The organism is Streptomyces flavalbus (assembly GCF_042674625.1).
GTDB classification, from domain to species: Bacteria; Actinomycetota; Actinomycetes; order Streptomycetales; family Streptomycetaceae; genus Streptomyces; species Streptomyces flavalbus.
This window is the reverse complement of sequence record NZ_JBHTEB010000001.1, coordinates 3,002,330-3,023,887: the sequence shown is the minus strand read 5'-3', so window position 1 is coordinate 3,023,887 and position 21,558 is coordinate 3,002,330. Positions and strand designations below refer to the sequence as shown.

The following is a 21,558-nucleotide window of genomic DNA, read 5'->3' as shown; positions in this document are numbered from 1 at the left end:
GGAATAACCCCCCGCCACCCCCTGTTGGCACCGGGGCGAAGCAGCCGACCCGACGTAGTAGGAGGCACCCCACCGTGGAAGAGATCCGGGGCACCGCGCAGGGGGACGCCCCCGTTCCCCTTTCCGTACTCGACCTGGTCACCGTGGGGGCCGGGCGTACCGCCAGTGACGCGTTGCGGACGAGTGTGGAGCTGTCGCGGCTCGCGGAGGGGCGGGGGTTCCACCGGTACTGGGTCGCCGAGCACCACTCGATGCCCGGGGTCGCCTCCTCCTCGCCCGCGGTGATCCTCGCGCACCTCGCCGCGCACACCGACCGCATCCGGCTCGGTTCGGGCGGGGTCATGCTGCCGAACCACGCGCCGCTGGTGATCGCGGAGCAGTTCGGGACGCTGGAGGCCATGGCGCCGGGGCGGATCGACCTGGGGCTCGGGCGGGCGCCGGGCACCGACGGGGCCACCGCCGCCGCGCTGCGGCGCACCGACCGGCTCAACGAGGGCGCCGACGACTTCCCGGAGCAGCTCGCCGAGCTGACCCGGTTCCTCGACGACGACTTCCCGGACGGGCATCCGTACCGGCGGATTCATGCCGTTCCGGGCCCGGTGCAGGCCACCTCCCCGGGCGGCGTGCAGTCGCCGCACCGGCCGCCGATCTGGCTGCTCGGGTCCTCCGGGTTCAGCGCCCGGCTCGCGGGGCTGCTCGGGCTGCCGTTCGCCTTCGCGCACCACTTCTCCGCGCAGAACACCATCCCGGCGCTTGACCTGTACCGCGAGACCTTCCGGCCCTCCGCCGTCCTCGACGAGCCGTACGCCCTCATCGGCGTCTCCGCGCTCGCCACCGAGGACGAGGCCGAGGCCCGGCGCCAGGTGCTCGCCGCCGCGCTGAGCATGGTGCGGCTGCGCACCGGGCGGCCGGGGCTGGTGCCGACGCCGGAGGAGGCGGAGGCGTACGAGTTCAGCCCCATGGAGCGGGAGTTCGTCAGCTCCTGGAACGCCAACGTCGTCCACGGGACGCCGGACCAGGTCCGTGCCGGGCTCGACGACCTGCAGAAGCGGACCGGCGCCGACGAGCTGATGATCACCGCCAACGCGCACAGCGGCGATGTACGCCTGCGGTCCTACGCGCTGATCGCCGACGCCTACGGGCTGCCCACCGCGGGCTGACCCACCGGCGGGCGCAGCAGTTCGGAGATGCGGTCCGGTGGCACCGGGCGGGAGTACAGCCAGCCCTGCCCGGTGTCGCAGCCGATGTGCCGCAGCCGCTTCGCCTGCGACGACGTCTCCACGCACTCCGCGGTCACGGTCAGCCCCAGCCGGTGCGCGAGCTGGATCATCGCCTCGACGATGACCTCGTCGGCGCCCGTCCCGTCACCGGCCGCCCCTTCCCCCTCGTACTGGAAGCCCTTCACGAACGAGCCGTCCAGCTTGAGGACGTTCACCGGGAGGCGGCTGAGGTAGGCCAGGTTCGAGTAGCCGGTGCCGAAGTCGTCGATGGCGATGCGCACGCCCATCTCGCTGAGCGCCTTGAGGGCCTGGAGGGGGCGGCCCGCGGAGCCCATGACCGCCGACTCGGTCAGTTCGAGCTGGAGCAGGTGCGGGGCGAGGCCGGTCTCGGTGAGGATGCCCGCGACGTCGGCGACCAGGTCGGAGTCCCAGACCTGGCGGACCGCCACGTTGACGCTGACGAACAGCGGCGGCTCGCCCGGGTGGTCGAGCTGCCAGCGGCGGGCCTGGCGGCAGGCGGTGGCCAGCACCCAGCGGCCGAGCGGCACGATCGCGCCGTCCTCCTCGGCCAGTCCGATGAACCGATTCGGCGTTAGTACGCCGAACTGTGGATGGTCCCAGCGGACCAGGGCCTCGACGCCGTTCAGCCGCCCGTCGGACATTCCGACCAGCGGCTGGTACTCCAGGACGAACTCACCCCGGTCGATCGCCTGGCGGAGCGTGGAGGCGAGGGCCTGCCGGGTCATGCGGTGCGCGTTGCGCTCGGGGTCGAACAGCGTCCAGCGGGCCTTGCCGTCCGCCTTCGCCCAGTACAGGGTCGTGTCCGCGGCCTGCATCAGGCCCGTCGCCGTGGAGCCCGCCGCCCGGCGCTCCACCACGCCGATCGACGCCGACACCGACAGCCGCTGGCCCACGAGGTCGAAGGGCCGCTGGAGCGCCGTGAGCGCCGACTCGGCCAGGTCCGCGAGCTGTTCGGTGCCGGTGGAGCCCTCCACCAGGAGCGCGAACTCGTCGCCGCCGAGTCTCGCCACCAGCGGCGCGCTGGCGCGGGTGTGCCCGGCCTGGTCGGCGCACCGGGTGAGGCGTTCCGCCACGGCGGCCAGCAGCCGGTCGCCGACGCGGTGGCCGTGGGTGTCGTTGACGGCCTGGAAGCCGTCGAGGTCCAGGTAGCACAGGCCGATCCGGCCGGTGCCGCCGCGCTCGTAGGCGCCCGACTCGACGGCGGCCGACAGGCGTTCGAAGAACAGGGCGCGGTTGGGCAGCCGGGTCACCGGGTCGTGCATCTGCAAGTGGCGGAGCCTGGCCTGGAGTTCGCGGTGGGCGCTGATGTCGTCGACGGACAGCAGCACGCCCTCGGGCAGCGGGGAGACCGTCACCCGCACCCAGACCGCCGCGCCGTCGGGGTGCTTGATCCGGCGCGAGCAGCGCAGCCTGGCCTGACGGCCGCGGAGCACCTCGCGGTACGCGTGCCAGGCGCGCGGGTCGGCGGAGAGGCCGACCAGATCGGCGGCGACCCGTCCGGCCAGCGGCTCCTCGCCGGTGCCGAGGAGTTCCCCGAGGGCGTCGTTGGCGCTGACCACCAGGCCCTCGCGGTCGACGACGGCCATCGCCAGCGGCGCGGTCGCGAACGCCGACCGGAAGGGCGGCGCCGCTCCGGCCCCGGAGCCGGGGCCGGTACGAGGAGGCGCCTTGTGAATACTCTCTGTCACGGCTGGCCCGATGAGGTCTGCCGCGGGCGTCGGCCCTTCGGACGTTCCGCTCACCGCTCGCTCCCGCAGTGCACTTGTTCCGGTCGGTCGCTGGTCGACCTCTGTCCGGCAGGAAATCCGACAGGAGATCTGACAGGAAATCCGGCAGGAAACGGTCAGGAAAGTGTGCCGATCATAGGGGTTGGGGCCCCGCCGTGCAGCCACTGTCCCGTGTCCGTCCAGTGTCGCGGACGACACCGCACTTCTGACAGATCGTTTCTGCCCACGCCGGGGCGGCTTCGATCCTGCCGGGCCGGATTGTGACGTTCCGTGAGCGGTCGGGGGTGTCGGTGCCGGGTCGATGCCGGGTCGATGCCGGGTCGGTATCGGGCATACCCCCTCTCACTCATCTGATGCAGATAAAGAGGGCATACGACAACAAAGTCGCACAGGGTGGATGCGGAGTCCCCTGAACCGCATCCGGAGGTCCCCGTGCAGGTGCCCGTGCCGCCGACGCCCCCGCGGCTCACCGCGCGTACCCGGGCCGTGCTCAAGGCGCTCGGCCGCGCGGCGCTCCGGCCCCGACTGCGCAGCACCGCCGCCGTGTTCACCACCCTGTCGGCGCTCGCCGCCACCTCCGTCGTCACCGACCCGTCGGTGGCCGAGCCGCTGGAGGCCGCCCCCTGCGCGCTGCCCCGCACCGACGCCCACCACTCCGAGGGCCTCGACACCTGGAACGCCGCCTATCCGCGCCCGAGCCGGGCGGCCGACGCGGTGATGGTCTTCCTCTCCTTCCCCGACGCCCGGCCCCGGGTGACGCCCCGGCAACTGGCCGCCGACCACTTCCCCGCTACCAGCCGCTTCTTCGCCCGCGCCTCCTACGGCAGGTTCACCCTGCGCCCGCACCCGCTGCGGCAGTGGATCCGGATGCCGCGCCCGTCCACCGCGTACGCCATACAGCGCGACTGGAGCCCCGAGCACCGCGCCGCCTACCTGCGCGACGCCCTCGCCGCCGCCGACGACCGGGTGGACTTCTCCCGCTACGACGTCGTGTACTTCGTCGCCGACCCGCACGCGCCCGGCGTGGACTCCGACGCCACGAAGGTCGTCAACCTGGACATGCCGCTGCGCGCGGACGGCACGGCGATCCGGCGGGTCGTCACCGTGTTCGAGAACCATCCGCCGGACCGGCTGGTACTCGCCCATGAGACCGGGCACGTCTTCGACCTCCCCGACCTCTACCACCGGCCCGTCGACGGCACCGGCGACTGGGACACCTACGTCGGGGACTGGGACCTGATGGGCAGCCAGTTCGGACTGGCGCCCGACCTGTTCGCCTGGCACAAGTGGAAGCTGGGGTGGCTGGAACCGTGGCAGGTGGTGTGCCTGCCGCCGCCCGGGAGCGGGGACGGTGTCTCCCGGGTGACGCTGGAGCCGCTGGCCGCCGGGCCGGGGGTGCCGGTCACCGGTGCCGCGGGGGCGCCCGCCTTCGGGCTGGGCCGGGGGACCAAGCTGGCGGTGGTGCGTACGGGGCCGGACCGCGCCCTCGCCTTCGAGGCGCGCGCCCAGGTGGGCAACGACCGGGCGGGCTGCCGGGCGGGCGTCCTGGTGTACCGCGTGCACAGCGGTGCCGAGTCCGGGGACGGGCCGGTCCAGGTGATCGACGCCCATCCGCGCACCGAGGCGTGCTGGGAGAACTCCGTCTACCCACCCCTCGCGGACGCCCCGGTCGCCCTGGGGGAGACCTTCACGGTGCCGGGGGAGGGCGTACGGGTGGCGGTGGAGGCGCGGACGGCGACGGGCGCCTGGAACGTGAAGATCACTTCGGCGTGACCGGCTGGTGGTGGGCATGACGAAGGGCCCCTCGCGTGAGCGAGGGGCCCTTCGGTGTCGTGCGCCGCCAGGGACTCGAACCCCGGACCCGCTGATTAAGAGTCAGCTGCTCTAACCAACTGAGCTAGCGGCGCCTGCTGACGTCGTAGACCTTAGCACCCTGGTCGGCGGGGTGCGAAATCGATAAACGGGCGGTCGCGCGGGCCGCCCGGACCGCCGACCAGAGCAGGACCTCCGGGCCGGGCAGCCAGGGCTCCCGGGTGTCGGGGGCGATCAGCCAGCGGGCGCCGGAGCCGCCGGGCGCGGGGGCCGGGGGCGGGACGGTCACCGAGTCGCCGGTGCCGTGGCACAGCAGCGGCGGGATGGACGCCGTACGGCCGCCCCACTCCTCCCAGGCCAGCAGGGCGGGCAGCCGCTGGGCCGTGCCGGGCGCGGCGAACAGCAGCATCCGGCCGCGGAACACCGCGACCGGGCCCGAGCCGGGACCGTCCTCCCAGAGCCGGTCCAGCATCCGGCGCCCGAACAGGGCGGGCGCGCTCACCACGTCGAAGGCGGCGCCGCAGGGCAGGACGGCACCGCCGTGCGGATACGTTCCTGCGGAGGCGAGCCAGGCGGTGCCGTCCGGGGTGGTCCGAGTGCTGCTGCTCATGGCAGATACATGTACCGGGGGTGAAGAGCCCGCTCCGGGGAGTCGCGGGAAGCCGGGACAGCGGCGGGGGCGGACGGGTATCGTGCGCGCGGCCGTCCCGGGGCGCTCACACCACGTCGGGGCTCTGGCCCTCCCCGCCGCCGCGCAGCAGGTCGCGGCCGAACTCGACCATCTTCTTCGCGTAGTCCTCGGTCCAGTCGGCCCGCTCGGCGATGTCCGCCGCGGTCAGCCGGTCGAAGCGGCGGGGGTCGGCGAGCTGGGCCGCCGCCATCGCCTGGAACTCCACCGCGCGGTCGGCCGCGGCCCGGAACGCCTGCGTCAGCTCCGTCGCCCGCGCCAGCAGCGCGCGCGGGTCGTCGATCGACTCCAGGTCGAAGAAGTGCTCCGGGTCGGAGGCCGCCTGCGCGGGCTCGAAGAGCAGGGGCGCGGGGCGTAGCCGCGGTTCGTTCCGACGCGGCGTGGGCTCCGCCATGTCTACTCCTCCTCGTACGGTTCCGGCGGCACCGCCTGCGGGCGGGCCACCGTCCATTGTCCCGCGCCCGCGCAAGAGGGCCGCGGGATCGTCAGGGACGCCAGGTCACCCGGTGTTCCGCGAGGCCCGCGCCGGTGCGTCGGTCACGGGTGCCACACCACCCGGTGTTCCGCGAGGTGTGCCAGGACCGCGTGGTTCGCTTCCCAGCCGTCCGGGAACTTCACGACCGTGCCGAGCTGGACCGGTTCCGTGGACGGGTAGTCGTCGAGGAGGTCGGTGACGCCCTCGCGGCAGACGACGACGCAGGCGTGGCGGTGGCGGGAGGTGAGGACGCACAGGCGGCCGGTCTCCAGGTGGAACGCGGTCGCGTCGGGGCGGCCGGACAGCGGGTGCAGGACCACGGTGACGTCGAACTCGCGGCCCTGGAGCCGGTTCGCCGTGTCGACCGTCACGTCCGTCACGCCCAGGTCGGCCAGGTCGGCGCGGACCGCCGCCGCCTGGTCGCGGTGGGCCGTGCCGACGGCGACGCGGTCGGCGGTGAGGGGGGTCGGCGCGGGGGCGCGCTCCGAGTGCGCCGCGCCCTCCCGGTCGAGCAGGCGCCGGACCACCGTCGCCACCGCGCGGACCGCCTCCGGGTCCGTGCGGGGCGTGTGCCGCGCGGGCAGCTCCAGCAGGCCCCAGCCGGACGCCGCGGCCTCGTCGATGACCCGGTCGGGGGCCGAGCCGTCCGACGGGGCGGCGAAGGTGAGGCGCCGGTCGCCGTGGTCGGTGCCGCTGCGGAACGGCGTGTACGGGTAGAACGCGTCCGACACCAGCCGGGCCGCCGACGCCGGGAGCCGCCAGGACACCGGCAGCCGGTGCTGGCGCAGGCCCGGGTTGTGCGCCAGGAGGGTCGTCACCGCGGACGCCGAGGGGTCGTACGACAGGCCCGCCCACTGCTCGCCGCCGACGATGGAGAACGGGTCGAGCTGGCCGGGGTCGCCCACGAACAGCGCCCGCTCGAAGAGACCGGCCACCGCCAGCAGCGCGTCCGAGCGCATCTGGTACGCCTCGTCGACGATCGCGTGCCGCCACGGCTCGTCGGTCTTCACGTGCGCCCACTTCGCCGCCGTGGAGATCACCACCGGCAGCCCGGCGAGGTCGCCCGCCTTCGCCGACTTGCGGACCTGCGGCAGGTCGTCGAGCGCCTTGTCGTACGGGTCGGCGTCGCTGCTGTGCAGTCGGCCCACCGGCAGCTCGGGGTTCTTCTCCGCCAGCCGCACCACCAGGTCGTCGACCTGGGCGTTGGTCTGCGCGACCACCATCAGCGGGCGCCCGGCGTCGGCCAGCTCCAGCGCGGCGCGCACGACGAGCGTGGACTTGCCCGCGCCCGGCGGGGAGTCGACGACCACGCCGCGGTCGGGCCCGTGCAGGGTGTCCGCGAGGATCGCGGCGGTGGCGCGGGCGGCCTCGGCGCCCGGGTCGAAGGCCGTCGTCGTCACAGCACGTCCTCCTCGGTCGTCGGGTCGGCGGGCTCCGGCGCCGCCTCCCCGGGCGGGCCGCCGTGGGTCCACGGGGTGTCCTCCGGGTCGGGCAGCTTCGGGCCGCCGCGCTGCTCGTGCTCGAAGAGCGTGAAGCAGATCCGGTCGCCCTTCTCCGGAACCGCCCCGGGCTCCGGCTCCTTGCCGCGGCCCATCTTGTCCAGCACGCGCAGCACCAGCGCCCCGTCGTCGGCGTGCCCGACGAACTCCGCCGACTGCGGCTTGCCGCCCAGCGAGCGGTACACCTTCAGCCGCTCGGCCAACTGCGGTCGGTCGTCGGTGCGGACCGTCAGCAGGGGGCGCGGGGCGGGGCGCCTGCCCTCGCTGTACGCCATCACGACGTCCACGACCTCGCCCGCGAACGCCTCCCCGGACAGCCGCCGCCCCGCCATCACCAGCGGGTCGTCCAGCGCCTCCTGCGCCTCCAGCCGGGCCTGCTCGCGCTCGCGCGTGGCCAGCTTGTTCGCCGCGGTCACCGCGTCGTCGCGGCGCGGCTGCGGGGGCTCGCCCGCCAGGACCCGGTCGCGGTGGCCGGTGAACGACCAGCGGTCGCGGGTCCACCGCTCCGCCACGCGCGCCCCCTCGGGCAGCTCCCGCAGCAGGTCAAGGCCGCGCCACACCGCGTCCCACGTCGGGCGGGTGACCTTCGCGACCAGCGCGCGGATCTCCTGCTCGGCGACGGTGACCGCGCCCAGCCGGTCGTCGGCCTCCAGGCCGTCCTCGGCGGCGGCGAGGGCGGTGCGGGCGCGGTCGTAGCGCTCGATGGCGGGGGCGAGCAGCCGGTTGTCGAACGCCGGGTCGGTCGCGGGGCCCGCGGGCGGGCACACCAGTTGCCCGTCGGTGTCCCGGTCCAGTTCGGCGCGCAGGGCCGCCTCGGCGCCGGAGGCACCCGGCGGCGGGTCGATCCAGGCGAGCAGGGCGCCCAGGTGCTGGTCCTCCAGGGTGGACTGGCCGGTCGCCCAGTGCCGGGACAGCAGGTCGGTGAGGGCGAGCAGGAGCGAGGAGCCGGGGACCCGGGCCCGCTCGCCGTAGTGGGTCAGCCAGCGGCCAAGCAGCGGCACGCGCGGGGGCGCCGGGTGCGGGTTCTCGGGGTCCTGCTCGGCGGTGCGGCGAAAGCGCGTGGAGCGGCCGAGGAGCCGTACGAAGTCCAGGCCCGCGCGGCTCGGCACGATGAGCTGCGGGGCGTCCGCGCACAGGTCCACCTCGACCTTGACCCGCTTGCCGGTCTCCGGGTCGGTCTCGGTGCGCTCGGCGGCCTCCACCACGTCGGCGTACGCGTCGACGTAGGGCAGCACGACATCGGCCAGCTCGGCGAGGAACGCGAACCGCAGGTCGCGGTCGCGGGGCTGCGGGACGGTCAGGAGGCGGGGCGCGTCCCGGTCGGTGCCGACCAGCGCGCCGAGCGGCGCACCGGCCTCACCCGCGGTGGTGAGCGGCACGAACACCAGGGGCCGCTCGGACAGGTGCCGGTGCCGGACGGTGGCGGCGGGCTGGGCGCGGCCGGTGTCGACGGCCTCAAGCCGGGCCAGGGTGCTGATCAGCGACATACGGCCGCCCCCTCGACGGCACCGGAACGCCCCGCGCCTTCGACGGCACCGGAACGCCCCGCGCCCTCGACGGCACCGGAACGCCCTTCGAGGGCCTCGGCGCGCAGCCGTGCCGCGCGGCGCAGGGCCGCCACCGCCGGGTCCTCGGGGTCGCCGTGCTCGCCGCGGGCCGCCGCCAGCACGTCCCCGACCGTGGTCAGGCCGCCCAATTCGGCGCGGACCGACCGGCCCAGGCTGGTCACCGCGCCGTCCGCGCGGGAGCGGTCGCGGCAGTGGAACGCCAGCTCACAGGCCGACAGGCACTCCGGGGTGTACGTCGCCGGGACCGACTCCACCGCCGACGTGAGCCGCTCCGCGGGCAGGTCGGGGGCGAAGCACACGCCCTCGGGCAGACTGTCCGCGATCTCCTCGATACGGGTCAGCCGGTCCAGTTGGCGGCGGGTGACCGCGCGCTGCTTGCGGACGTCGACGGCGGAGGCGGCGGGCAGGTTGGAGAAGTCCTTCGGGCAGACCAGCAGGACGCGGTGGCCCACTCGCGCGGGCGGGTCGAGCCGGGCGGCGACCTCCTCAAGCGCCAGCACGTACACCGCCGCCTGCCGGGCCGCGGCGCCCACCTTCGCCGGGTCCGCCGCGCCGTCCAGCATCGGGAACGACTTGATCTCCACGACCGTCCACCGGCCGTCCGGGTGCACCACCACCGCGTCCGGCTCCAGGAACGCCGGGGACCCGGCGACCTCCAGGGCCAGCATCGGATGGTCGAGCAGCGTCCAGCCGCCCGCCTCGGTGGCCTCGCGCAGCGCCAGCGCCGTCCGCGCGGCACGCCCCTGCGGACCGGACGCCGACAGGTCGGGCACGCTCGCGGCGGCGGGCGGCTCGGCGCCCGCGTCCAGCCGCTCCCGGGCGAGCCGCAGCAGCTCCGCGCCGCCGTCGGCCTTGACCCGCGCCTCGAACGCGTTGCCCCGCATGAAGGCGAACTGGGACTGCCCGAAACCGGACGGCGAGCCCAGCGCGCCCGCCAGCCGCGCCTTGTCCACCCCGGCGCCGTCGAGGATCGCCCGTCGTCTGCACCCGGGGTTGGCGGCCAGCGCCGCGAGGGCGCGTGCGTCCAGTGCCTTCGCCGGTACGTCCGGACCGCGCAGCTCAGCGAGCCGGTGCCGGAGCGCCGTCCCCCGCGTCCTTGGGGGCGGCACCCGGGTCGGCTCCGGCTGTGAGCCGCGACTCGCGCTGCCGTGGAATTCGTTCACCCGCCGAAGTCTGGCATCCGCCACTGACAATTGAGGCGGGTGCGCCGCCGGAGCCGTCCGTGGCCGGTGCGATCCGCGCCGCCAGCCAGCCCCGCGCCCGCAGCGCGGCCCGCGTCACCAGCGGGGTCAGCAGCAGCCCGACGCCCATCACGGCGGCGCCCGCCGCCGCGTCGAGGAAGTAGTGGTTGGCGGTGCCCATCACCACGATCGTGGTCACCAGCGGGTAGACCACGCCCGCGATCCGCCCGAGCCGGTTGCCGCTGTACCGCCACAGCATCACGCCGCACCACAGCGCCCAGCCCACGTGCAGGCTCGGCATCGCCGCGTACTGGTTCGTCAGCCCGCCGAGTCCCCGCGGCGCGCTGGCCTCCCCGGCCCACCAGCCGTACGAGCTGTACTGGGCCATCGTGTCCACGAAGCCGTGCCCGGGGTCGAGCAGCCGGGGCGGGCAGGTCGGCAGCAGGGTGAAGCCGATCAGGCCGATGAACGTCGACGTCATCAGCCAGGTGCGGGCCGCCCGGTACTGCAGGGTCCGGGAGCGGAAGAGCCACACCAGCACCAGGGGGGTGACGACGTAGTGCAGCGAGGCGTACCAGAAGTCGGCCGGTACGCCGAGCCACGCCTCCCGTGTGAAGAGCCGGTTCAGCGGGTGCTCGGCGTTGATGCGCAGCACCTTCTCGATCCTGAGGATCGTCAGCCCGTGGTCCACCGCCGAGGAGACGTCACCGCGGGCCAGCAGGCGGCCCGCCGAGTAGCAGGCGTACACCAGGAGGATGAGCGGCAGCTCGGTCCACCAGCGCAGCCGGAGCCGACCGGTCGTCTCGGTGCCCGGTGTCTCGGCGTGCGGCATCCGATCGCCCTCCCCCTTCTCGTCGCGCGGCGCCAAACGGCCGGTCGCCCACTTTACGGTGTACGTGCACGCCCGGCGGGGGTGCCTCGGCCCTGAGAGACGCAGAGATCGCCCTGTGGGTTGCCCCAGCACAGCGTGCGCGATGATGGAGGGGTTCCGCCTCCCGTTTACCCGAGAAGGTCGCTCATGGCACCGCGCATCCTGTTGGCCCGGCATGGACAGACCGCGTGGTCGCTCTCCGGCAAGCACACCGGCAGGACCGACGTCCCCCTCCTGGAGGAGGGGCGGCAAGGCGCGAAGCTCCTGGGCGAGCGGCTGCACCGGGCGCCGCACGACGGACTGCCCGGCGTCGAGGTGCGCACCAGCCCGCTGTCCCGCGCGCGCGAGACGTGCGAACTGGCCGGGTTCGGGGACCGCGCGACGTGCTGGGACGCCCTGATGGAATGGGATTACGGCGCCTACGAGGGATTGACGCCCGACGACATCCAGGCGGTCCGGCCGGGGTGGCTGATATGGCGGGACGGGGTCCCCGAGGGGGAGAGCCTCGCCGAGGTGACCGCCCGCGCGGACGCGGTGGTCTCCTGGGCGCGCGGGCTGGACGGCGACGCGCTGGTCTTCGCGCACGGGCACATCCTGCGGTCGATCGCGGCGCGGTGGCTGGGGCTCCCGCTCGACTTCGCCGCCCGGATCCGGCTGAACCCGACCAGCCTGTCGGTGCTGGGGTGGGCGTACGGGGAGCCCGCTCTCGAAACCTGGAATGACATCGGTCACATGGCCGCGTGACGTGACGTGAGCCGGGCGGCGGGGAGCGTGGGTGCTCAGCCGTGCCGCGCCATCTGGTGCGGCACCCGGTGGCGTTCCAGGAACTCCGACACCTGCGAGGTCCCCCGGTGCGGCAGCAGCACCCGGGCCGTGCCCGCCAGCATCGCCTGCACCCGGGACGACTGCACCTGGTCCAGGAGGTCCAGCACCCGCATCCCCGCCGCCGCGGCCTCGTCCGGGCGCCCGCCGCGCGCCAGGTCGTCCGCCAGCTCGGCGGTGTAGAGGGCGATGTTGCGGGTGAAGTGCGGGTCCTGGAGGCGTGCCGCCCGTCGCGCGTGCCGGGCCGCGCGCGGCCAGTCGCCCAGCATGGACCAGCACTGCGCCTCCAGCCCCTCCAGCTCGGCCTCCCCGTAGAAGGTCATCCACTCGGGGTCGGCGTCCGAGGGGCCCCGCGCGAAGAGGGCCTGCGCCCGCGCGAGCGCCTGTTCGCATCCGGCGCGGTCGGCGAGCCCCGCCCAGCCGCCCGCCTCGCGCAGCGCGAGCAGCGACATCAGCCGGGCCGAGCCCAGCGGGCGCGCGATGCGCTGCGCGGCCTGTGCCGCGCGGACCGCCTCCCGGGGGCGCCCGGTGTCCCGGGCGAGGAACGCCGTGTTGCAGAAGGCGTGCGCCTCAAGACCCGCGTCCCCGGCCATCCGGGCGGTGGCGAGGGCCTCGGCGTAGTGGGAGCGGGCGTCGTCGAAGCGGCCGGAGTCATGGGCCAGCCAGCCCACGGAGATGGCCAGTTCACCGGCGCCGGAGTGCAGCCGGTCGGCGGTCGTCTGCCGGGTCGTACCGGCGTCCAGGAGTGCGTAGGCGGCGCGCAGTGGAGCCGCCGCGCGCCGGTAGAGGCCGTCCGCGCCGTGCCGGTCGTCGAGCAGCCGGATCTTGCGTACGGTCTCCTCCAGCGCGTTCGCCTCGCTCGCCCCGGCACGCCCCAGGGGACGCTCCACGGCGGCGGCGTCGAAGGTGAGCCCGAACGGGCCCAGCGAGGCGGCGGCCACCGTGGCACCACCGCCGGTCATGAATGCGCGACGCAGCACGTCGCTCTCCTCGTGGTCGTCGTACGGATCCTGTGGGCCGTACAGGTCCTGTCTGTCATACGGCTCACAGTCCTCACGCGTCTCACTGGTGACGTCCGGAGGGCTCGTGGTGTGCACGGGGGGCGCCTCCGGAGCGGTGCGCGCGCCGCGTCCGCGTACGGACGAGCGGGGCGCGAAGCCCAGGTCAGTGAGCGTACGGCCGGGGAACATGTGCAGGAACACCCGTTCGTACGCGTAGTTCGGGCAGCGGATCTCGCCCGACTCCACCCGGCCGATGTAACGCGCGTCACAGCTAACGCGTTCACCGATCTCCCGGGCGGCCCGGCGGACCGCCGCCGCGAACTCGGCGGGCGAGCGCCCGCCGCGCAGGCCGCGGAAGACGAGGTTGGGCCGGACTGGCCGGTCGGGCTGAGACGAGGTCACCGTTGACGACGCCATGGCCGGGTCCTCTCGTGCGAACCGTCGAACCATGCCGGATCATGGGCGAGTTGCCTCGATGGCGGCATGACCTCCCGGTTTCCGGCGAGCAAGAACGTACCTGCTGTGCCGGGTCCGCCACGCGGTGTTTGGCTACAAACCGGATATCTCATCCCCGATCTGCCATGAAGTGCCATCCTTTGCGGCGGACTTCCGCCGTAGCCGTTGACGCGGCCGGGCGTTGAACCCGGTGGACCGGGAGCCGCCCGACTCCCGGCCCGCTCGCCCAAGGAGGGTTTCGTGGTGGAGGCCGGGATGGAGAGATCGACCCCGACGACGACAGCGACGGTGACGGCGACCGGCTGCGACGTCGTGACCGTACCGGCGCGGCAGGGACTGGAAGCGGTCGACATCCTCCGGCGGGGCGCCGTCGACTCCGTCGGCCCCGTGCTGCACGACGACGACCGCGGCACCCTCGGCTTCGTGGTCCCGCCCGGCACGGCGGACGCGTGGGACGTCCCCGGCAGCGTCTGCACCCAGACCGACGGACGCGGGCTGAGCCTCGTACCCGAACCGCCCGTGGCGGGCGCCGACTGGCTGCTGCCGCCCGACGAGGCCGACCACACCACCGACCCGGCCGACCTGCGCCGCGCCCTGGGCGAGGCGGCCCGCCTGATCGAGGCCGCGGACAACTGCAGCTGAGGCTCGGCCGGGCGGGGCCGCGGGTAACGGCGACGTCGCGGGCAACGGCGGCTGAGGCTCCCGCCGGATCGAGGCGGCGGACGGCTGCGGGCTTGAACTCCGTCGACCGAGGCGGCGGACGCGGGCGAGGCTCCGGCCTGTGCCTGACCAGGGCCGAGGACGACTGGGGCTGAGGCTCCCGCCGCCCGGCGCGGTGCCGTACCGGGCGGCAGCTCAGGCGGCCCGGTCATCGCCCGGGGGCACTCCCGGCGCCTCGGTGGCCACTCCGACGCCTTACGGGGGCACTCCCGGCGCCTCGGCGGCCACTCCGGCGCCTTACGGGGGCACTCCCGGCGCCTCGGCGGTCATCCCGACGCCTTACGGCGGCACTCCCGGCGCCTCGGCGGCCACCCCGACGCCCTACGGCGGTCCCCCCAGCGCCCCACGGCGGCACCCCCGGCGCGGTGCCGTGCCGGGCGGCAGCTCACGCGGCCCGACCGCCACCCGGCGGCACCCCGGGCCCCCGGCGCCCCGGTGGCACCCCCCGACCCCTGCGACAATGACCCGATGGGAAAGTCCAGGAGTGCCCGGCGTGGGCAGGCGGTCGTTGCCGCGGTTGTCGAACCCGTCGACGGGGGGCTCGCCGAGCTGGTTCCCGACCGGGACCGGGCGCGTGCCTGGACGCTGCTCATCGACGGCGCCCCGCAGTCCCACGTCGACCTGGACGACCCGGCCTACCTGGACTTCGAGTACCAGCGCCGCCTCGGCCACGTCATCGACCTCGCCGCCCCGCCCGGCCGACCCGTGCACGCCGTGCACCTCGGCGGCGGCGCGTTCACGCTGGCCCGCTACGTCGCCGCGACCCGGCCCCGCTCCACCCAGCAGGTCGTCGAACGCGACGCCGCCCTCGTCCAACTGGTCCGCCGGGAGCTGCCGCTCGCCGCCAACGCCCGCGTCCGGGTGCGGTCGGCGGACGCCCGCGCGGGGCTCGCCAAGGTGCCGGACGGGTGGGCCGACCTCGTCGTCGTCGACGTGTTCAGCGGCGCCCGCACCCCGGCCCACCTCACCTCCACGGAGTTCCTCGACGAGGTGCGCCGCGCCCTGCGCCCCGACGGCGTGTACGCCGCCAACCTGGCCGACGGGCCGCCGCTCACGCACCTGCGCGGCCAGATCGCCACCGCCGCCGCCCGCTTCAACGAACTCGCCCTGATCGCCGACCCGGCGGTGCTGCGCGGCAAACGCTTCGGCAACGCCGTCCTGGTCGCCGCCGACCGGCCGCTGCCCGTCGCGGAACTCACCCGCCGCGCCGCGTCCGACCCGCACCCCGCGCGCGTGGAGCACGGCAGGGCGCTCACCGACTTCACGGGCGGCGCCCCGGCCGTCACCGACGCCGCCGCGGTCCCCTCACCGGCACCGCCGCCGTCGGTGTTCCGCTGACCCGGCCAACACCGGCCAGGACCGCTCAGTACGACCCGATCTCCACCCGCGGCGGGCCGTCGTGCCAGGTGCAGAACACCGACACCCGGTCCGCGCCCGAGGTGAACTCCACCCGGATCCACGACTCCGTCTTCCACACCTGCATCGACCAGCCCGCGCCCGGCGTCGCCGAGACGAGGGTCGCGTGGTCCTCCCGCAGGTCGAACACCGCCCGGCCGCCGTCGGTGTCGTAGCTCTTGACCTGACCGGAGGCGGTCGGTGAGGCGGCGGGCGCGGAGGAGGAGGGCCGGGGCTCGGCGGACGGGGTCGGCGTGGCCCGCGGCGCGGAGGCGGTCGGCCCGGCCGACGGACCGGACGGACCGGACGGGCTCTTCGACGGTCCCGGGCGGTGCGTGCTCGCTGACGTGGTCAGCGGCTGGGACTCCCGCACGGTCGCGTCGGCCGCCGTGACCGGCAGGGCGCGCGGCGGGTCGTACACCGTGCCCGCCAGCACCGTGTGCACGCCCCACCAGGACAGCGCGGCGGCAGCGCCGGTGGCCAGCGACCAGGCGAGTACGTGGACGAGTCCTCTGAACATCGCGGCCATACTGCCTCACCCGTCACACCGCGTGCACCCGGGGGCAGTTATCCACAGGCGGTTATCCACAGGCTCCGACCGGTGCCGCCCGGATGGCGTACGGTGCGGCGCATGGCAAGTGTGCTCGTGGTCGAGGACGACCAGTTCGTACGCTCGGCGCTGATCAGGCATCTGACCGACGCCGCGCACACCGTGCGCAGCGTGGGTACGGCGCTTGAGGCGCTGCGCGAGGTCGCCCACCTCCGTTTCGACGTGGTCATCCTGGACCTCGGACTGCCCGATCTGGACGGGTCCGAGGCGCTGAAGATGCTGCGCGGCATCACCGACGTCCCGGTGATCATCGCCACCGCCCGGGACGACGAGGCGGAGATCGTCCGGCTGCTCAACGCGGGCGCGGACGACTACCTGACCAAGCCGTTCTCCGTCGAGCACCTGTCGGCGCGGATCGCCGCCGTACTGCGCCGGGCCCGTTCCGCCAGCGCCGACGCCGCGCCGGACAGCGTGCTGCGGGTCGGCGGGCTGACGGTCGACCCGCTGCGCCGCCAGGCCGAACTGGACGGCGCCCGCCTGGACCTGACCCGCCGCGAGTTCGACCTGCTCGCCTTCCTCGCGGGCCGCCCCGGCGTGGTCGTGCCGCGCCGGGAGCTGCTCGCGGAGGTGTGGCAGCAGTCGTACGGCGACGACCAGACGATCGACGTCCATCTGTCGTGGCTGCGGCGGAAGCTGGGGGAGACGGCCGCCCGGCCGCGCTACCTGCACACCCTGCGCGGAGTCGGCGTGAAGCTGGAGCCGCCGGTCGGGGAAGCGGGGCCGACGCGATGAGGTGGGCACTGGTCAAGGTCTCGCTCGCGGTCACCGCCATGGTCGTGGTCGCCTTCGCGGTGCCGCTCGGCCTGGTCATCAAGGAGATGGCCCGCGACCGCGCCTTCGCCAACGCCGAGCGGGAGGCCGCGGCGATCGCACCCGCGCTCTCCATCACCACCGACCGGGACCAGTTGGAGCGCGTCGTCGCCTCGGCGGGCTCGGACGACGGGATGGCCGTGCACATACCGGCCACGGAGGGCACGGACGGTACGGAGGGCGCCGACGCCCTGGACTTGGGGCGGCGGCGGGCCGCCGACGAGGACATCGACGCCACCCGGCAGGTGGGCCGCGCCTCCACCGCGCGCGTGCCCGGCGGTTCGGCGCTGCTCCAGCCGGTCGCGCTCAGCTCCGGGCAGATCGCGGTCGTCGAGGTGTACGTCCCCGACACCGAGGTGAGCAACGGCGTCGGCACGGCGTGGGCGGTGCTCGCCGGGGTGGCCTGGCGCTGATCGTCGGCTCGGTCGCGGTCGCGGACCGGCTGGGCGTCCGGATGGTGCGGCCCGCGCAGCGGCTGGCGGAGGGCGCGAGCGAGCTGGGGGAGGGGAAGCTGGGGGCGCGGGTGCCGGAGGAGGGGCCGACGGAACTGCGGCGCGCGGCGGTCGCGTTCAACTCGATGGCCGACCAGGTCGTCCAGCTCCTCGCCAACGAGCGGGAGCTGGCGGCCGACCTCTCGCACCGGCTGCGCACCCCGCTCACCGTGCTCCGGCTGAACGCGGCCTCGCTCGGCGACGGACAGGCCGCGGACCAGACCCGGGCCGCGGTCGCCCAGTTGGAGCGGGAGGTCGACACCATCATCCGCACCGCCCGGGAGGCCAAACCGCAGACCGCGGCGGCCGGGCCCGGCGCCGGGTGCGACGCGGCCGAGGTGGTCCGGGAGCGGATGGCGTTCTGGTCGGCGCTCGCGGAGGACGAGGGCCGCAAGTGGCGGGTGGCCGGGGTGGAGCGCCCGGTGCGGATACCCGTGGCCCGCGCCGACCTGGCAGTCGCCCTCGACGCGCTGCTCGGCAACGTGTTCCGGCACACCCGGGAGGGCACGGCGTTCGCGGTCGACGTCCACAACGGCGACGACGCGGTGATCGTCCTGGTCTCCGACGCGGGCCCCGGCATAGCCGACCCCGAGGCGGCGATGTCCCGGGGCCGGGGCTCCGGCGCAGACGGCTCGACCGGCCTCGGCCTCGACATCGTCCGCAGGCTCGCCGAGTCCACCGGCGGTGACGTGCGCATCGGCCACTCCGTCCTCGGCGGCACGGAGGTCCGCGTCTGGATACAGCTCGACGCCAGGGAGCGCTCACCCCGCCGCCGCGGACACCGGGGCGCCGTACGACGCCGGGGGCAGCCCAAGGCGCTCGCGGCGACGCCGGGACAGCCCGGCCACGGCTGATCAACGCCCCACGGACGGCCACCGGACCGTCACCGGACCGCCTGCGCGCTGCTCCCAGACCGCCCACGGACTGCCCTGGACCGGCCCCCGGACCGCCCTCGATTAATCCGTCCCGATGGCTTCCTTAAGGCCGCCCTAAGACCCACAACCCCCGCCCGGAACAGGCGTTTTGGGTGTTTCGAGATCGCTAACGTGCTGCCACAGCCACCCCCCACCCCCGAACGACAGAGGCAGGCACGATGAGCACGCACCGGCGCGGACTGAGCGGCAGGAACAAGGCGATCGGCGGGGCCGTCGCCACGGCCGTGATCGGCGGTGGCGCCGTGCTGTTCTCCGGCACCGCCCAGGCGGCCGGTGTCGGCGCGGCGTACACCAGGACCAGCGACTGGACGACCGGCTACACCGCGCAGTACGTCGTCACCAACAACAGCGGCGCCCAGAAGGCCGACTGGACGCTGGAGTTCGACCTGCCGTCCGGCGCGAAGCTCAGCTCACTGTGGAACGGCGAGTCCAGAACCAGCGGTCAGCACATCACCGTCCGGCCCCCGAAGTGGGACACCGACGGGCTGGCCGTCGGCGAGTCCGTCACCGTCGGCTTCGTCGTCAACGGCTCCGGAGACCCCACCGGCTGCCTCATCGACGACGCCAAGTGCTCCACGGACGACACCGCCACCCCCGAACCCACCGGCCGCCCGACCAACACCCCCACCCAGACGGCCACCCCGCCCCCCACCCCCACGCCGACCCCCACCAGGACGGCGACCCAGAGCCCCACCCCGACCCCCACCCCCACCGCCACGCAGACCACCCCCGGCACCCCCACCACCGCCGCCTTCGCCCCGTACGTCGACACGTCCCTCTACCCGGCCTTCGACCTGCTCGCCAGCGCCCAGGCGACCGGCGTGAAGGACTACAACCTCGCCTTCATCACCTCCGGCGGCGGCTGCACCCCCAAGTGGGGCGGCGTCACCGACCTCGCCAGCGACGCGGTCGCCGGGCAGATCGGCGCCCTGCGCGCCAAGGGCGGCGACGTCCGGGTCTCCTTCGGCGGCGCGTCCGGCACCGAGCTGGCCACCGCCTGCTCCTCGGCCGACGCGCTGGCGACGGCGTACGGCAAGGCCGTGGACGCCTACGGCCTCACCAAGGTCGACTTCGACGTCGAGGGCGGCGCGCTGCCCGACACCGCCGCCAACACCCGCCGCGCCCAGGCCATCGCGCGGCTCCAGAAGGCGCACCCCGGCCTGGACGTCTCCTTCACCCTGCCGGTGATGCCGGAGGGCCTGACCCAGCCCGGCGTCGACCTGCTCGCCGACGCCCAGCGCAACGGCGTCAGGATCAGCGCCGTCAACATCATGGCGATGGACTACGGGGCGGCGTACAGCGGCGACATGGGCACGTACGCCGAGCAGGCCGCCACCGCCACCCAGGCGCAGATCAAGAGCGTCCTCGGGCTCAGCGACAGCGCCGCCTGGAAGACCGTCGCCGTCACCCCGATGATCGGCGTCAACGACGTCGCGTCCGAGGTGTTCAAGGTCGAGGACGCCACGCAGCTCGTGAAGTTCGCCCAGGCCAAGGGGCTCGGCTGGCTGTCGATGTGGTCCGCGACCCGCGACAAGCAGTGCCCCGGCGGCGCGAAGAACTCCGCCGACGCCACGTGCAGCTCGATCGTCCAGGACCCCTACGCCTTCACCAAGGCGTTCGCCGCCTACAAGTAAGCCCCCAGACGAGCAAGTAAGCCCCCCGCGAGAGCAGCCCACACACACGGCAAAACGGGGCGCGGCACCCCCACAGTGCCGCGCCCCGCCCCCCGTCACTCCCTCCGGTTCAGGTCCGTTCAGTCCTGAACGGCCGGGGGGAGCACACCCGTGCGCGCCGCCTGGCCGTACCAGAGGGCGCTCGACTTCGGCGTACGGGCGAGGGTCGTGTAGTCGACGTAGACCGCGCCGAAGCGCTTGCCGTAGCCGTACGCCCACTCGAAGTTGTCCATCAGGGACCACAGGTAGTAGCCGCGCACATCGGCGCCGTCCGTGATCGCCTTGCGCACGGCGGCGAGGTGGCCGTGCAGGTAGGCGACGCGCTCGGGGTCGTGGACCCGGCCGTCGGCGTCCAGCTTGTCGTCGTAGGCGGCGCCGTTCTCGGTGACGTAGATCGGCAGGCCCGGGGCCTCGCGGCTGTAGCGCATGATCAGGTCGTGCAGACCGGTCGGGTCGATGGTCCAGCCCATCTCGGTCTGCTCGCCCGGCGTCTGGTGGAACGCCACGTCGTCCGCGGCGGGCCACGGCGAGTGCTCGCTGGAGCCGTGGCCGTCGGCGCGCGGCCCGGTGGGGGCGTTCGCGGCGGACGAGACCAGCGCGGGCGTGTAGTAGTTCAGGCCCAGCGCGTCCAGCGGCTGCTTGATGGTGGCGAGGTCACCGTCCTGCACGAACGACCAGTCCGTGAGCGACGACGTCGCCTCCAGCAGCGTCGCCGGGTAGGCGCCGTGCAGCATCGGCCCGTGGAAGACGCCGTTGGCGAGGTCGTCGATCTTCTGTACGGCGGCCAGGTCGCCGGGGTCCTGGGACAGCGGGCGGACGACGGAGGAGTTCAGGGAGACGGCGACCGAGTTGCGGGCGGGCATCACCGAGCGCAGGGCGACGGTGCCGAGCCCGTGCGCGAGGTTGAGGTGGTGCGCGGCCTTCAGGGCGGACGCCGGTTCGGTGCGGCCGGGGGCGTGCACGCCGGAGCCGTAGCCGAGGAAGGCGCTGCACCAGGGCTCGTTGAGGGTGATCCACTGCTCCACGCGGTCGCCGAGCGCCTCGCCGACGATCTGCGCGTACTCCGCGAACCGGTACGCCGTGTCCCGCTCCGGCCAGCCGCCCGCGTCCTCCAGCTCCTGCGGGAGGTCCCAGTGGTAGAGGGTGACGGCGGGCTTGATGCCCTTGTCGAGCAGCTCGTCCACCAGGCGGCGGTAGAAGTCCAGACCGACCTGGACGGCGGGCCCGCGGCCGGTGGGCTGCACCCGGGACCAGGAGATGGAGAAGCGGTACGCCGTCAGGCCCAGCTCCGCCATCAGCGCCACGTCCTCGCGGTAGCGGTGGTAGTGGTCGACAGCGATGTCGCCGTGATCGCCGCCCGCCGTCTTCCCGGGCGTGTGGCTGAAGGTGTCCCAGATCGACGGGGTGCGACCGCCTTCACGCACCGCCCCTTCGATCTGGTACGCGGAGGTCGCGGCGCCCCAGAGGAAGGTGGAGGGGAAGGACACCGGCGTTTCGGGCTCAGGCATGGAAGCGCTCCCATCGCAGGTCGCGCGGACCCACGGGTAGACGAAGGAAAAGGGCAGGGAAGGTGTGGGGGGAAC

At 74.4% G+C, this 21,558-nt stretch carries 17 protein-coding genes, 1 tRNA gene and 1 pseudogene; 8 read left to right on the top strand and 11 right to left on the bottom strand.

Translation table 11 applies throughout. From position 1 onward, the window contains the following. The first annotated feature begins 74 nt into the window (after positions 1-74). Positions 75-1,160 (top strand): LLM class flavin-dependent oxidoreductase, encoded by a 1,086-nt coding sequence (locus ACFQZ6_RS13445; RefSeq protein ID WP_381608004.1) that lies wholly within the window; start codon positions 75-77, stop codon positions 1,158-1,160. Here ACFQZ6_RS13445 and ACFQZ6_RS13440 read toward each other — a convergent pair. Further along, the gene (locus ACFQZ6_RS13440) at positions 1,136-2,983 is read right to left on the bottom strand and encodes a putative bifunctional diguanylate cyclase/phosphodiesterase (RefSeq protein ID WP_381608002.1); all 1,848 of its coding nucleotides are present in this window, start codon (positions 2,981-2,983) and stop codon (positions 1,136-1,138) included. The two genes, ACFQZ6_RS13445 and ACFQZ6_RS13440, sit on opposite strands and share 25 nt — an antisense overlap. A 471-nt stretch (positions 2,984-3,454) precedes the next feature. On the opposite strand from ACFQZ6_RS13440, the gene ACFQZ6_RS13435 reads away from it, so the two are divergent. Then, entirely contained in the window at positions 3,455-4,741 is a 1,287-nt protein-coding gene (locus tag ACFQZ6_RS13435; RefSeq protein WP_381618286.1) for a M6 family metalloprotease domain-containing protein, read from the top strand. A 60-nt stretch (positions 4,742-4,801) separates the two neighbouring features. Here ACFQZ6_RS13435 and ACFQZ6_RS13430 read toward each other — a convergent pair. From ACFQZ6_RS13430 to ACFQZ6_RS13400, 7 genes are all read right to left on the bottom strand, one after another. Beyond that, positions 4,802-4,875 (bottom strand) — tRNA-Lys (locus tag ACFQZ6_RS13430). Beyond that, the gene (locus tag ACFQZ6_RS13425; RefSeq protein WP_381608000.1) at positions 4,866-5,390 is read right to left on the bottom strand and encodes a hypothetical protein; all 525 of its coding nucleotides are present in this window, start codon (positions 5,388-5,390) and stop codon (positions 4,866-4,868) included. Before ACFQZ6_RS13425 ends, ACFQZ6_RS13430 begins: the two co-directional genes overlap by 10 nt. A gap of 106 nt (positions 5,391-5,496) precedes the next feature. After that, positions 5,497-5,862 carry a hypothetical protein gene (locus ACFQZ6_RS13420; protein WP_381607998.1) on the bottom strand — a complete coding sequence of 122 codons (366 nt, stop codon included), beginning with the start codon at positions 5,860-5,862 and terminating at the stop codon, positions 5,497-5,499. Between the two features lie 143 nt (positions 5,863-6,005). After that, positions 6,006-7,343 carry an AAA family ATPase gene (locus tag ACFQZ6_RS13415; protein ID WP_381607996.1) on the bottom strand — a complete coding sequence of 446 codons (1,338 nt, stop codon included), beginning with the start codon at positions 7,341-7,343 and terminating at the stop codon, positions 6,006-6,008. After that, positions 7,340-8,929, bottom strand: a complete 1,590-nt coding sequence (locus ACFQZ6_RS13410; protein WP_381607995.1) for a hypothetical protein — start codon at positions 8,927-8,929, stop codon at positions 7,340-7,342. The genes ACFQZ6_RS13415 and ACFQZ6_RS13410 overlap by 4 nt, the downstream gene beginning before the upstream one ends. Continuing rightward, complete coding sequence (locus tag ACFQZ6_RS13405; protein ID WP_381618283.1) at positions 8,920-10,119, bottom strand: hypothetical protein; 1,200 nt, start codon at positions 10,117-10,119, stop codon at positions 8,920-8,922. Before ACFQZ6_RS13405 ends, ACFQZ6_RS13410 begins: the two co-directional genes overlap by 10 nt. Continuing rightward, a complete protein-coding gene (locus ACFQZ6_RS13400) occupies positions 10,070-11,023 on the bottom strand; it encodes a phosphatase PAP2 family protein (RefSeq protein WP_381607993.1) in 954 nt (317 codons plus the stop codon). The genes ACFQZ6_RS13405 and ACFQZ6_RS13400 overlap by 50 nt, the downstream gene beginning before the upstream one ends. Before the next feature lie 186 nt (positions 11,024-11,209). Here ACFQZ6_RS13400 and ACFQZ6_RS13395 point away from each other — a divergent pair, with 186 nt between their 5' ends. Further along, entirely contained in the window at positions 11,210-11,806 is a 597-nt protein-coding gene (locus tag ACFQZ6_RS13395) for a histidine phosphatase family protein (RefSeq protein ID WP_381607991.1), read from the top strand. A 35-nt stretch (positions 11,807-11,841) separates the two neighbouring features. On the opposite strand, the gene ACFQZ6_RS13390 is transcribed toward ACFQZ6_RS13395, so the two are convergent. Then, on the bottom strand, positions 11,842-13,302 hold the full coding sequence (locus ACFQZ6_RS13390; protein WP_381607989.1) for a hypothetical protein: 1,461 nt from the start codon (positions 13,300-13,302) through the stop codon (positions 11,842-11,844). 294 nt (positions 13,303-13,596) lie between these two features. Here ACFQZ6_RS13390 and ACFQZ6_RS13385 point away from each other — a divergent pair, with 294 nt between their 5' ends. Together ACFQZ6_RS13385 and ACFQZ6_RS13380 are read left to right on the top strand one after the other, a co-directional pair. Beyond that, a complete protein-coding gene (locus ACFQZ6_RS13385) occupies positions 13,597-13,983 on the top strand; it encodes a hypothetical protein (protein WP_381607987.1) in 387 nt (128 codons plus the stop codon). A gap of 546 nt (positions 13,984-14,529) precedes the next feature. Next, positions 14,530-15,399, top strand: coding sequence for a spermidine synthase (locus ACFQZ6_RS13380; protein WP_381607985.1), 870 nt, complete (start codon positions 14,530-14,532; stop codon positions 15,397-15,399). A gap of 25 nt (positions 15,400-15,424) precedes the next feature. Here the strand turns inward: ACFQZ6_RS13380 and ACFQZ6_RS13375 are convergent, their stop codons facing one another. Next, a complete protein-coding gene (locus tag ACFQZ6_RS13375) occupies positions 15,425-15,976 on the bottom strand; it encodes a hypothetical protein (protein WP_381607983.1) in 552 nt (183 codons plus the stop codon). A gap of 111 nt (positions 15,977-16,087) precedes the next feature. Between ACFQZ6_RS13375 and ACFQZ6_RS13370 the strand changes: the two genes are divergently transcribed. From ACFQZ6_RS13370 to ACFQZ6_RS13360, 3 genes and pseudogenes are all read left to right on the top strand, one after another. Next, on the top strand, positions 16,088-16,798 hold the full coding sequence (locus tag ACFQZ6_RS13370) for a response regulator transcription factor (protein WP_381607980.1): 711 nt from the start codon (positions 16,088-16,090) through the stop codon (positions 16,796-16,798). Beyond that, positions 16,795-18,221, top strand: a pseudogene (locus tag ACFQZ6_RS13365) (sensor histidine kinase). The gene ACFQZ6_RS13370 and the pseudogene ACFQZ6_RS13365 overlap by 4 nt, the downstream one beginning before the upstream one ends. A 239-nt stretch (positions 18,222-18,460) precedes the next feature. Continuing rightward, positions 18,461-19,936: a glycoside hydrolase family 18 protein gene (locus ACFQZ6_RS13360; protein ID WP_381607978.1), complete on the top strand. Its 1,476-nt coding sequence runs from the start codon at positions 18,461-18,463 to the stop codon at positions 19,934-19,936. A gap of 119 nt (positions 19,937-20,055) precedes the next feature. On the opposite strand, the gene ACFQZ6_RS13355 is transcribed toward ACFQZ6_RS13360, so the two are convergent. Continuing rightward, positions 20,056-21,483, bottom strand: coding sequence for a GH1 family beta-glucosidase (locus ACFQZ6_RS13355; RefSeq protein ID WP_381607976.1), 1,428 nt, complete (start codon positions 21,481-21,483; stop codon positions 20,056-20,058). Between the last annotated feature and the right edge of the window lie 75 nt (positions 21,484-21,558).